Consider the following 12,794-nt stretch of genomic DNA (forward strand, 5'->3'; position numbering starts at 1 on the left):
CCCCCCCCCCCCCCCCCCCCACTACCGGGTTGCTACAATCACCGCTCTGTTTCCCCCAAGCTCCGGAGCGACCCATGTCCCGCCAGATCATCAACACCGAAAAGGCTCCCGCCGCCATCGGCCCGTACTCGCAGGCCGTGCGCGCCGGCAATACCGTGTACTTCTCCGGGCAGATCCCGCTCGACCCGGCTACCGGCGACATCGTCGGCGCCGGTGACGTCGAAGCCCAGGCCCGTCGCGCCTTCGACAACCTCAAGGCCGTGGCCGAAGCCGCTGGCGGCTCGCTGGACAAGGTCGTGCGCCTGGGCCTGTACCTGACCGATCTGGGCGAGTTCGCCAAGGTCAACGCGGTCATGCAGGACTACTTCCAGGCGCCGTACCCGGCCCGTTCCACCATCGAAGTGTCCGGCCTGCCGAAGGGCGCCAACTTCGAGGTCGACGCGGTGATGGTCATCGACTGACCGCCACGTGGCACGCAAGGCGGCGGTCACCCCGGTCCTGTCACCGTCCGGCGAAGCATCCCTGGCGATGCTCGCTGGCGTGGGCCCGGCCGTGGCCGCCAAACTGCAGGCGCGTGGCCTGGCCACCCTGCAGGATCTCTGGCTTCACCTGCCGCTGCGCTATGAAGACCGCACCCGGCTGACCCGCATCGAAGACCTGCGCAACGGCGTGCCGGCGCAGGTGGAAGGGCGGGTGGTCGCGGTTGAACGCGGCATGCGCTACCGGCCGATGCTGAAGGTGGCGGTGGAGGATGAAGGGCAGGGCACCCTGGTGCTGCGCTTCTTCCATTTCCGCCAGCAGCAGGTCGGCCAGTTCGCGGTCGGCAACCGGCTGCGCTGCTTTGGCACGCCCAAGCCCGGCCACCTCGGCCTGGAGATCGTCCACCCCAGCTACCAGGTGCTGGGCCGCAATGACGATCCCGAACTCGGCGACCGCCTCGACCCGGTGTATCCCACCGTCGAGGGCGTTGGCCCGATGACGATGCGCAAGCTGATCGGCCAGGCCCTGGACCGCCTGCCCGAGGAAAGCACGCTGGAACTGCTGCCCAGTGGCTGGCTGGACGGCCTCAAGCTGCCCTCGCTGCGCAGCGCGCTGCTGACCGTGCACCGGCCGCCGCCGGATGCCGACCTGGCCGCGCTGGCCGCAGGCACCCATCCGGCGCAGCGTCGCCTGGCGATGGAAGAGCTGCTGGCGCACCACCTCAGCCTGCGTCGCCAGCGCATCGCATTGCAGGCGCATCACGCGCCGCCGCTGGCCGGCCCGGGCACGCTGGCCAAAGCACTGCTGAAGCAGCTGCCGTTCGCGCTGACAGGTGCGCAGGCACGCGTGTTCAAGCAGATCCGCGAAGACCTGTCGCGGCCCAGCCCGATGCTGCGGCTGGTGCAGGGCGACGTCGGCTCCGGCAAGACCGTGGTTGCTGCGCTGGCGGCGATGCTGGCGGTGGAACAGGGCAAGCAGGTCGCATTGGCGGCGCCCACTGAACTGCTGGCCGAACAGCATCTCAACAACCTGCGCGGCTGGCTGGAACCGCTTGGCGTGCGCATCGCCTGGCTGGCCGGCAAGGTCACCGGCAAGGCGCGCGCCAAGGTGATGGAACAGGTCGCCAACGGCGAGGCGCAGGTGGTGGTCGGTACCCACGCGCTTATGCAGGACGCGGTGGTGTTCCAGGACCTGGCCCTGGCCATCGTCGATGAGCAGCACCGCTTCGGCGTGCACCAACGCCTGGCCCTGCGCGACAAGGGCGCGGGCGGCAACAGCGTGCCACACCAGTTGGTGATGACCGCAACGCCGATTCCGCGCACGCTGGCGATGTCCGAGTACGCCGATCTGGACGTGTCGGCCATCGACGAACTGCCGCCCGGCCGCACCCCTGTGCAGACCGTGGCACTCAACAACGACCGTCGCCCCGAGCTGATCGAGCGCATCGCGCTGGCCTGCCGGGAAGGTCGGCAGGTGTACTGGGTGTGCACGCTCATCGAGGAAAGCGAAGAGCTGGATGCAACGCCCGCGCAGGCCACCTACGAATCGCTGCAGGCGCTGCTGCCGGGCGTGCGCGTCGGGCTGGTGCATGGCCGCCTGAAGGCGGCCGAGAAGCTGGCGACGATGGTGGCGTTCAAGGCCGGCGAGATCGACCTGCTGGTGGCGACCACCGTCATCGAAGTGGGCGTGGACGTACCCAATGCCTCGCTGATGGTGATCGAGAACGCCGAGCGGCTGGGCCTGGCCCAGCTGCACCAGCTGCGTGGCCGTGTCGGCCGTGGATCGGCCGTGTCGCGCTGCGTGCTGCTGTACCAGGCGCCGCTCTCGCAGATGGCGCGCGAGCGCCTGCAGACCATGCGCGAAACCAACGATGGTTTCGTCATCGCCGAGAAGGACCTGGAGCTGCGCGGCCCCGGCGAACTGCTCGGCACCCGTCAGACCGGACTGGCCGGATTCCGCATTGCCGACCTGGCCCGCGACGCCGGCCTGCTGCCCGGCGTGCACGACCTCGCCGAACGCCTGCTGGCCCAGCAACCCGCACTGGCCGACCGCGTGGTGCAACGCTGGATCGGCACCGCCGTGCGCTACGCCTCGGCGTAATGCCGCTTGGGTGGGTGTGGACCTTGGCCCACACATCCACGCTGCACGCGTGAGTCGAGCATGGCTCGACTCTACAGAGAGCCTTTTCGACCAATCCATGGAAGTGTCGACCAAGGTCGACACCTACCAACAGCAGCGTGTCGACCAAGGTCGACACCCACCAGCAGCAGAAATCTGTCGAAGGCGGGGTGGGTCCGGTTGCGGGGGCGTGAGCCGCATGGATGCGGCGACCGAGCTTACATGGACGTACTTGCAGCGTCCCCCGTCATCGGACCCACCCCGCCATCCCCCAGGAAACCAGCTTTTGCCGTTGCTCTGGCGTTTGCCGTTGATTCGGCGGGTGCAGGGCGCAGCCCTGCCGAACCCCAACCCCCGTACTTGCAACGGTCATCATCCCGGTCCACACTTCGTTGCCGATCTGAAGACGGCAACGATGACCCACAAGATCCCCCTGTTGATCGACACCGACCCCGGTGTGGACGACGCCCTGGCCCTGCTGATGGCCTTTGCCGATGAACGGCATGACGTGGTCGCCCTGACCATCGCCGCCGGCAATGTCGGCCTGCAGTACACCGTCCGCAACGCCCTCAAGCTCTGCGACATCGTTGGCCGCGCCGACGTGCCGGTGTTTGCCGGCAGCCCGGATCCGCTGCTGCATCCCTCCGTCGACGCTGCCCACGTACATGGCCGTGATGGTTACGGCGACGTGGAGCTGCCGCCGCCGAGCCGCCAGGCCGAAGCCGAACATGCCGCGCTGGCCATCCTGCGCCTGTCGCACGAACACGCCGGCGAACTGATGCTGGTGATGCTCGGCCCGCTGACCAACCTGGCGCTGGCGCTGAAGCTGGACCCGACCCTGCCCCAGCGCATCAAGCGCATCGTGGTGATGGGCGGCGCGGTCACCTGCCACGGCAACATCACCCCGGCCGCCGAATTCAACATCGCTTTCGACCCGGAAGCGGCGCATGTGGTGTTCACCTCGTTCAGGCACCTGCTGGTATCGGACTGGGAAGCCACCGTCGCCCATGGCCTGCCGCTGCAGGATGCCGAGAAGTGGCTGCAGGCCGATTCCGATCGCGCCCGCTTCTACGAGCTGATCTCGCGCAAGACCCGTGGCCTGTCCGAGGACAGCAAGGGGGGCCGCTGGTATACCGCCGACGCGGTGGCCATGGCCTGGGCGTTGAACCCGGAAGGGCAGCTGCAGGTCGAGTCGCGGCCGCTGAACGTGGAACTGAACGGCACGTTCAGCCGCGGTGCCACCATCGTCGACTGGAACCGCCAGACCGGCCAGCCGGACAACTGCGATCTGCTGATGGCCTACGACCAGCAGCGTTTCGAGGCCCTGGTACGCCAGGCCCTGGGCGCGGACTGAGGTCGATGTCCCGGTACCGGTTGCCCCGGGCGGCAACCGGTGCTTATAATGCCGCTCTTGACCACCAGCCCATTTACGGTGTGAGCCCATGAAGGCCGATATCCATCCGAACTACCGCGACGTCGTCTTCCATGACGTCACCTCCGATTTCAAGATCCTGACCCGCTCGACCATGGCGACGAAGGAAACCATCCAGTGGGAAGACGGCAACGAATACCCGCTGGTCAAGGTTGAAATTTCCTCGGCTTCGCACCCGTTCTACACGGGCAAGCACAAGGTCATCGACACCTCGGGCCGTATCGACAAGTTCCAGAAGCGCTACGCGCGCTGATCTGTCGATCCAGCTTCGAACCGACGGCCGCGCTCTGCGCGGCCGTTTGTTTTTCCCCAACGCCTGCCCAACGGGCGTTTGGATGGACGGAACACTGCGTTCGTGTGACAACGCTTTTGCCGATCCGGGCCGCTCAATGGCCGGGTTCTGGCCGCCTGTCGTCTACGACTTCTGTCTAGCGCCGGGCAAATGCTGCTGTGCGATAATGGCGTGATCCCCGGCACAGGCCGAGGACGTCATTCACGTGCCTGACCAATGCGCTTGGGCAGGCGCCTTCCCATGAAGGAGCGCACACAGTGTCCGATCTTGATCAGGTCACGCTCAACGCCGGCGATAAGTCCGTCGTTCTGCCCGTCATCAAACCCACCCTTGGCAACGACTGCGTCGACATCGCGAAGCTGACCAAGGAAACGGGGTATTTCACCTACGATTCCGGCTTCACCGCGACGGCCAGCTGCAAGTCCGCCATCACCTACATCGACGGCGACAAGGGCGTGCTGCTGTATCGCGGCTACCCGATCGAACAGCTGTCGGAAAAGTCGAGCTACGTCGAAGTGGCCTACCTGCTGATCAACGGCGAGCGCCCGAGCGCCGAGCAGCTGAAGGCCTTCACCGACGAGCTGGCGGCCGAAGCCAATGTCGATGCGTCGATCAACACCCTGATCGGCAGCTTCGCCAAGGATGCCCACCCGATGGCCATCCTGACCGCCGCCATCGCGCAGCTGTCGGGCATCTACCACGCCTCGCTGGACCTGTCCGACGCCGAACAGCGCCGCCAGGCCGCCGTGCGCCTGATCGCCAAGGTGCCGACCCTGTCGGCGCTGATCTACCGCCACGGCAAGGGCCTGCCGGCCAACAAGCCGGACACCTCGCTGGATTACGTCAGCCGCTTCCTGAAGCAGACCTTCGAGTCGGCCGACGGCCAGTACGAGCTGAACCAGGACGTGGTCAAGGCGCTGGACCTGCTGTTCATCCTGCATGCCGACCACGAGCAGAACGCGTCGACCTCGACCGTGCGCCTGGTCGGTTCGACCGGTGCCAACCCGTATGCGTCGGTCGCTGCGGGCGTCACCGCGCTGTGGGGTCCGGCCCACGGCGGTGCCAACGAAGCCGTGCTGAAGATGCTGGAAGAAATCGGCACTGCCGACAACGTCGAGTCCGCCGTGCTCAAGGCCAAGGACAAGACCTCCGGCTTCCGCCTGATGGGCTTCGGCCACCGCGTCTACAAGAACTTCGACCCGCGCGCCAAGGTCATCGGTGAGATGACCGGCAAGGTGCTCAAGCAGCTGGGCGTGCAGGATCCGCTGCTGGACGTGGCCGTGAAGCTGGAACAGGCCGCGCTGCAGGACGAATACTTCGTCGCCCGCAAGCTGTACCCGAACGTCGATTTCTACAGCGGCATCATCTACAAGGCGCTGCAGATCCCGACCGAAATGTTCACCGTCATGTTCGCCCTGGGCCGTACCTCCGGCTGGGTGTCGCATTGGCTGGAACAGCAGGTCGATCCGGAAATGAAGATCGGCCGTCCGCGCCAGGTCTACACCGGCAGCGACGTGCGCGACTACCAGGGCTGATCGCCCGCAGTAGGTTGTGCTGAAGACGCCCCGCATCCGCGGGGCGTTTTTTTTGCCTGGCGTTGGTAGGTGCCAACCTTGGTTGGCACGCATCCCGCGCAAGCCATCCACGCATCGCCTGGATCTACCGGGCTCGACGGGCGTTGAACCACCACCGCGCCAAGACCGCGTGATTCAAGGGTCTCATCCGCTTCACAACGGCTCGCGCAGCCTCAGGACGCCAGCTGCATTCGCAGCCCTTGAAACGGAGCGTCCATCCCGATGAGTACCCGATTTGATCCACCCGAGCGCGGACCGCTCGGCCCCGACGTCGCCACCGTCGTCACCGCCCCCATCGTTCCGCCCGCCAGCGAAAGCGCGGTGTCCTGGGGCGCGATCTTTGCCGGTGCCGTCGCTGCCGCGGCCCTGTCCCTCATCCTGCTGATCCTTGGCGTCGGCCTCGGCCTGTCGTCGGTGTCGCCGTGGTCGTTCGAAGGTGTCAGCAAGGAAACCTTCGGCTGGTCCAGCATCGCCTGGCTCACCTTCACCGCACTGGCCGCCTCGGGACTGGGTGGCTACCTGGCCGGTCGCCTGCGTACCAAGTGGACGCTGATCCACGGTGATGAAACCTACTTCCGCGACACCGCGCATGGTTTCGTGTCGTGGGCGGTGGCCACGCTGCTTACCGCCGGCCTGCTGACCTCGGCCATCGGTGGCGTACTGGGGGCGGGCGCCAAGGTCGCCGGTGCCACGGCCGGTGCAGCCGCGTCGACGGCAGGCGTTGTCACGGCAGCAGCAGGTACCGCCGCTGCCGGCAATGCGCAGGAAGGCGACCTCAACTATTGGGTCGATTCGCTGTTCCGCAGCGCGGCTCGCCCGGCTCCGGGCGCACCGGAGGCAGGGGCGCCGCCGGCACCGGGTGCGATGAACGATCCGGCCGCACCGCCGCCGCCGGCGGCACCGAACGCCGGTCCGCGTCCGGCCGGCATGACGCCGCCGCCGCGCCCGATGGCGGGTGGCCCCGGCGGCGATCGCCGCGAGGTGCGTGCGGAAGTGAACCGCATCATCGTCAACAGCCTGCAGGGCGATGGCCTTGACCCGGCCGATACCCAGTACCTGTCACAGCTGATTGCCCGCGAAACCGGCATGAGCGAAGCCGAAGCGCAGGCCCGCGTGACCGACGTGCAGACGCGCATGCGTGCGGCGCTGGAGAAGGCCAAGACCACGGCCAAGCAGGCCGCCGACGATGCACGCAAGGCGACGGCGTACGCCGCACTCTGGCTGTTCATCACCCTGCTGATCGGCGCGTTCTTCGCCAGCCTCAGCGCCACCTGGGGCGGCCGTCGCCGCGACCTGTAATTCCCATTGCTTCAGGAGAACGGATATGAAGATGTTGTTGCTGTGGCTGCTGGGCGTTCCGATCCCACTGCTGATCCTGTACGCGATCTTCTTCTGATGATTGCGTAACGCATGAATCCTCGGGCCGCCGCAAGGCGGCCTGAGCCATTCTGGATCGAGCGTTTCATGATGTTTGCGCAGAGCAATGAGAAATGTTGCAAAAACAGCATGAGAGATATTGAGTAATTCCCAAACCTTGAGCGGCTTCAAGAATTATCAACAACGTTCAGCGTTTTAGGAATGCTTGAATGGTTTGTGGGGCAATGGATTTCTAACATTCTCTCCGTCGCCCGCATCCACCTCCGCGGGCGGCGCTTCCCTCCTCTTTCAGGGGAGGGGAGCTTTCACGTTTCCTGTCCGAGAGAGACACGCCCCATGAACGCCATCATCAAGAAAGCCGCGCTCGCTGCAGCGCTGGCTACCGTTTCCACGTCCGCATTTGCCATCGATGCGCACATCACCGTCTACGCCAACGTGGATGCCACGCTCGCCTTCCAGAAGGAAGACGGGTCCGCGCTGCCGGACTCGGTGCAGCTGGATTATCTGCCTGGCATCGGCCTGCGCCCGTGGAAGGAAAACACCCGCATTTTCTCCAACGATGAAAGCAAGGACATCGAAGTGAAGCTGGGCAGTGATCTCGAACTGCGGCCCACTCTGGGCAATCCGGGTGCAAGGCCGGTGCCGATGACCGTGATCCTCAACGGCATGACGCTGACCACGGCCGCGCAGGATCTGAAAGCAACCGACATTTTCGATGGCGCCGTCCAGGGCCGTTCGATCATGTTGCCGCTGAGTCTTGAGCAGACGACCCAGGGCGAAATCGTCGCTGGCGATTACGACGGCATGGCCGTCATCGTCATGGCCCAGAAGGCCACCAGCCCGTAAGCAACCCCGCCGGCCCGTCAGCACGGGCCGGCCTTCCAACGCGATTTCCCCGAATGAATTCTCCCGCACCCGCCGTGACCCGGCTGGCGATGGCGCTCGCCCTGGCGTTAGCGCCAACGCTGGCCCACGCCCGCAGCGTCCCCGCTGGCTTTGAAGATCTGGTGGAAGGCCAGACCGAGCAGCTGGACGTCAGCCTGTTCGGCCAATCGGCCGGGCTGTCGCCGGTGCGGGTGACGCTGGACGAGGTGCAGCTGCTGGAGCCGCAGCGCGTGGCCCAGGCGCTGGGCCTTTCCGCGGAAGCGCAGGCCGCACTGCTGCCGGCGCTGTCGCAGCCGATGCCCCGCAACAGTCATCTGGCCTGCCGTTTTGGCGGCGCTGCGGCTGGCTGCGGCTACATGGCACCGCCGGAAGATCCTGCGGCTGTGCACGCGCTGTATGACGAAGGCGAAGGCGTGCTGCGCCTGTTCATTGCCCAGCAGTGGATTCCCGGGCAGACACCGGATGCGCATCGCTTCCACAACGTCACCGCCAACGCAGAGAACGCCTGGCTGCACCGGCAGACCTTCAACATCAGCGGTGGCCGCGACTATCAATCGCTGAGCGCGCAGGGCGCGGGCACGCTGGGCCTGTTCAAGCGCGGGCATGTGGCGGGTGAGTGGAACTACAACCGCCAGCACTACCGCCGCAGCGGCAGCCGCGATGACTTCCAGCTGGACAGCGCGTATTACCGCCACGACCTCGGCCAGGAGCACTACCTGCAGGTCGGCCTGATGGACCGGCGCAACCTGTCCAGCACCCAGGGCGGCACCTTTGCATTCGGCATGCTGCCGCTGGACCGCTTCCGTGGTGTGCGTGCCGGCACCACCTACGCTTACGTGGACGCCGACGGTGCGATGCAGGCCTCGCCGCTCACCGTGCTGCTGGCACGCGATGCGCGCGTGGATGCCTTCGAGGGCGAGCGGCTGCTGCAGACCTTCTATCTGCAGGCCGGCGTCAATCAGCTGGATACCCGCAGTTTCCCGATGGGCAGCTACAGCGTCACCCTGCGCATCTACGAAGACGGCGTGCTGGTACGCAGCGAGGATGCACCGTTCGACAAGGGCGGTGACTGGACCGATACGCGACTGCAGTGGTTCGTGCAGGGCGGGCAGCGCGACGAGCGCCGCAGCCGCAGCGGTGACGGCGAGCGCGCGCTGCAGGCCGGTGTCCGCTTTCCTCTGGCGCGCGACCTGGCGCTGACCGCGGGCGTGGCCGACATCGCCGGTTTCAGCTACGGCGAACTGCGCCTGGACGTGCGCCGCCAGTTCGCGACCCAGGAACTGCGCGGCGCCTTCAGCGTGCTGCGTGGCAGTGACGGCAGCAGCGGCCAGCAGCATCAACTGTCGTATCGCCGGCGTGCGTCGTGGAATCTGTACCAGCAGCGCATGCGCGGCAATGCCTGCCGCTTCCAGGATGACAGCCGGGACCGCCTGGGCTGCAGCGACTCGCTCAGCGGCTCGATGTCTTTGCCGTTGGCCGGAGGCAGTGCCTACGTGGGCTATACGCGCCGCCAGACCTGGCGCCCCGCGCAGGCGTTGCCCGGCTTCGACGAAGATCCCCTGGAAGGCCTGCTGCCGTGGCTGCCACCCGACCCGCTGCGCCCGCGCCGCGAAGCCCAGCGCAGCCGTACGTGGCAGGCCAGCTACAGCCGTACCGACCGCTGGGGTGAGTTCAGCGTGTCCAGCCGTGCCGGCGTATGGAAGCAGCACAACGACGGCAACACCAACACGCCCTCCAGCCGCGACAGGGGCGTGTTCCTCAGCTTCGCCCTGAGCCGCCTGCAGAACGGCGAGCGCGGCAGCTCGCAGCGGCGCTACGCCGTGGATGCGCGCCAGCCCGAACACCAGCGCCCGGACGTGACCTACAGCGTGGCGCAGAGCCTGCGGCAGGAGGTGGATGCCACCTACCGCGAAGCCAATGCCGAACTGCGCGCCACCAACAACGAACGCTACAGCGCGACCGTGGGCGGCCAGCTGCAGAACCCCTGGGGCCAGACCGGCGTCACCGTCGGTGGTTATCGCCAGCCGGGACGCAGCGAATTTTCCTACAGCGCCAACCATGCCTCCAGTTTTGCGCTGAGCCGTCGCGGCCTCTACTGGGGCGGCGGAGCCACCGCCGATGCCGGCCTGGCCGTGCAGGTGGACGACACCGACGATTTCGACCTGCGTGGCGTGGCTGCCGAACTGCAGGTGGGGGGCTCGCGCCGCCAGCGCCTGAACCTGGGCGAGCGCCGGCTGATGCCGCTGCAGGCCTACCAGTCGCACCGTGCTGACCTGCAGGACGCGAGCACGGTGGATGGCATCGCCTCGGTGCGGGTGAGCGGCGTATCCGGCATGCGCCCGTTGTTCCTGTCGCCCGGCCGACTGGTTCGGATGCCGGTGCCGATCGAGGTGACCTACACCTTCGTCGGCAGTGCGCGCGATGTTGCCGGACTGCCACTGGGCGGCGCGCGCATTCTCAACGCACCGGTCGCCGGCACCAGCGCCAACGGCGGCTTCGTGGCCGACTTCCCGCGCAGGGAAAAGACCCTCTACCTGCTGCAGGACGACCGCCTGCTGCAGTGCCCGCTGCAAGTGCGCGAACGTCGCAGCGTGGTGCTGCTGGTGGGCGCAGTGCAGTGCGAGCCGCTTGCGGTGGCGCAGCTGCCGGCGGAGATCCGCCAGCAGGCACGGGTGACCCGGCTGCTGCAGGAACAGGCCTTGATCGCGGTTGTACCGCAGACCGCTGCTACAGGAGAAACGCCATGAAGCGGCGTGTGATGTTTGCTTGGATGGTGGTGAGTGCGTTGGCTGTGGTGGTGCCGAGAGCCTTTGCGCAACGACCGCCGCAGATGGATCCGCCGACTGGCGTGATCACCCAGGACATCGTGATGAGCTGGGATCGCTCAGCGATGCCCGGGGATATCGAGGTGTGGCCGCGCCGGACGCTGATCGCGCATGATCATCTGGATCCTGCGAAACAGTATGGAGCGCTGTTTCTGACGTGCGCTTCGGCGAGTGATTCGGCGACAGGGCGGTGTGCTGTTGAGGATACACATGCGACGACAACAACTGTCTTCAGCGAGGTCGCTACAAGCTTCGCCGAACAGCGAAGCGGACTTCGATCTGATCTTGAAGTCTCTGTCGCCATAGAGCGCATAGATAATGTTCGTAGCTGTTTCGCAGACTATTGGAGGACTCCACTGCAAACGGCGGAGTCTTCCTTCGGAGTTGGCTGCTTCAGCAATCCGACTGTGGGAACCGGAGGCGTGCTTCTGGTCAGTCAGCGAAGCCTGCAGCGTCTTACTGCGGGCCACTGGAAAGGAACGCTCGAACTCCGCCTGCGCCGCCCGCCCGCAGAACACCTCGCCACTTACGTCTTCAATTTCGATTTCACGGTCACCGATCACGACGCGGTCTCGATCTACCTGCCGGCGTTCGAGTACGGCAACGCGCACGTCAATCTGGATCTGCGTTACGACCCGATCGCCAAGATGATCGGCGGGCGCAAGGACGTCGATATGTGCCTGTACGACGGTGTCGGCTCAAGTAGCGAGTACCTGGGCGTTACCGTGCGCGACGCTGGCCCACACCCATCCGGCGGTGATGGCTTCTCGGTCTGGCATCCGGATACCACCGGTGACGAGAGCGAGCGCGTGGACTTCGACGTGCTGCTCGACTACGCCGGCAACAGGCGGCGCATGCGCAACGGTGTGGAGGAGCAACTGCACGGCGTCGACAGCACCGCACTGCGCCTGGTCAAGCTGCCCAAGCTCGACCAGCCGGTGTACTGCGTGCCCACGCCGTTGACCCTGCTCACGCCGCAATTCCCTTCCAGCAGCAAACGCCAGGGCGTCTATAGCGGCGAACTGAAGGTCGAACTGCGCGTGCCCACGGTTCGCCCCTGATCTCCTCAACGGAACCTCCCATGAAAAAGATCGCTCTCTCTCTGCTGCCGTTGGTCCTGCTGGTTGCACTGCCGGCCCAGGCCAACCTGACCATCCATCCCATGCGCACCTCGATTGAAGGCAAGCGCAGCGCGCAGATTCGCGTGTACTCGCAGTCCACCCAGCCGCAGTACGTGCAGGCCGCGCTGCGGCGCATCGACAACCCGGCCAGTGAGAACGAGCGCGAGGTCGAGGTGGAGCCACACGAGGCTGCCATCACCATCACCCCGGGAAAGTTCGCCTTGTCTGGCGGTGGCAATCGGCTGATCCGCCTGATTCCGCTGCAGAGCGTGGAGAAGGAAACCGCTTACCGCATCTATTTCGAGGGTGTGCGCGGGCCGGAAGAAATCGAGCGTGAAGGCGAGGGCGGATCACAAGCCAACGTGGGCGTCAGCTTGGTCTGGGGTGCCCTGGTGAACGTGTTGCCCGCCGATGGCGAGGTGGCGCTGCGCCTGCAGGGCAACACCCTGCACAACACCGGGACGCTGCGCGTCGGCATCACCAGCGTGGCCGAGTGCAGCAGTGCGGGTGCCTGCACTGCCCACGACGTCTCGCACAGCCTATATCCGGATGCCGCGCTGGAACTTCCGTTCCAGCCCAAGCCCGGCAGCACCCTGCAGCTCCGCTATCGCCTCACCCGCGACGGCTACCGCGAGCACGTGCAGACCGTCGCCGCGTCGGCAGGCTGAGTCCATTCCCATTCTTTGACCT

The 12,794-nt window shown here is 66.2% G+C and carries 10 protein-coding genes; all 10 read left to right on the top strand.

Annotation, left to right across the window (positions count from 1 at the left end):
- Positions 1-74: 74 nt before the first annotated feature.
- The 10 genes from QRO93_RS11885 to QRO93_RS11930 all read left to right on the top strand — a co-directional run bounded on the left by QRO93_RS11885 (position 75) and on the right by QRO93_RS11930 (position 12,772).
- Positions 75-461 carry a RidA family protein gene (locus QRO93_RS11885; RefSeq protein ID WP_005410875.1) on the top strand — a complete coding sequence of 129 codons (387 nt, stop codon included), beginning with the start codon at positions 75-77 and terminating at the stop codon, positions 459-461.
- Positions 462-468: 7 nt separating this feature from the next.
- Positions 469-2,580: an ATP-dependent DNA helicase RecG gene (gene recG / locus QRO93_RS11890; RefSeq protein ID WP_053450683.1), complete on the top strand. Its 2,112-nt coding sequence runs from the start codon at positions 469-471 to the stop codon at positions 2,578-2,580.
- A gap of 433 nt (positions 2,581-3,013) precedes the next feature.
- A complete protein-coding gene (locus QRO93_RS11895; RefSeq protein WP_180880009.1) occupies positions 3,014-3,952 on the top strand; it encodes a nucleoside hydrolase in 939 nt (312 codons plus the stop codon).
- A gap of 88 nt (positions 3,953-4,040) precedes the next feature.
- A complete protein-coding gene (locus tag QRO93_RS11900; protein WP_005410871.1) occupies positions 4,041-4,283 on the top strand; it encodes a type B 50S ribosomal protein L31 in 243 nt (80 codons plus the stop codon).
- Between the two features lie 296 nt (positions 4,284-4,579).
- The gene (locus tag QRO93_RS11905) at positions 4,580-5,857 is read left to right on the top strand and encodes a citrate synthase (RefSeq protein WP_053512167.1); all 1,278 of its coding nucleotides are present in this window, start codon (positions 4,580-4,582) and stop codon (positions 5,855-5,857) included.
- A gap of 261 nt (positions 5,858-6,118) precedes the next feature.
- Positions 6,119-7,195, top strand: a complete 1,077-nt coding sequence (locus QRO93_RS11910; RefSeq protein ID WP_180880007.1) for a hypothetical protein — start codon at positions 6,119-6,121, stop codon at positions 7,193-7,195.
- A 414-nt stretch (positions 7,196-7,609) separates the two neighbouring features.
- Positions 7,610-8,119: a CS1 type fimbrial major subunit gene (locus tag QRO93_RS11915; protein ID WP_180880005.1), complete on the top strand. Its 510-nt coding sequence runs from the start codon at positions 7,610-7,612 to the stop codon at positions 8,117-8,119.
- Positions 8,120-8,172: 53 nt separating this feature from the next.
- Positions 8,173-10,905, top strand: a complete 2,733-nt coding sequence (locus QRO93_RS11920; RefSeq protein ID WP_180880003.1) for a TcfC E-set like domain-containing protein — start codon at positions 8,173-8,175, stop codon at positions 10,903-10,905.
- On the top strand, positions 10,902-12,044 hold the full coding sequence (locus tag QRO93_RS11925; RefSeq protein WP_180880001.1) for a CfaE/CblD family pilus tip adhesin: 1,143 nt from the start codon (positions 10,902-10,904) through the stop codon (positions 12,042-12,044). Before QRO93_RS11920 ends, QRO93_RS11925 begins: the two co-directional genes overlap by 4 nt.
- Positions 12,045-12,064: 20 nt before the next feature.
- Entirely contained in the window at positions 12,065-12,772 is a 708-nt protein-coding gene (locus tag QRO93_RS11930) for a pilus assembly protein (protein WP_180879999.1), read from the top strand.
- Positions 12,773-12,794: the final 22 nt, after the last annotated feature.

This window comes from Stenotrophomonas maltophilia group sp. Smal17 (assembly GCF_030237045.1).
Taxonomy (GTDB): Bacteria; Pseudomonadota; Gammaproteobacteria; order Xanthomonadales; family Xanthomonadaceae; genus Stenotrophomonas; species Stenotrophomonas forensis.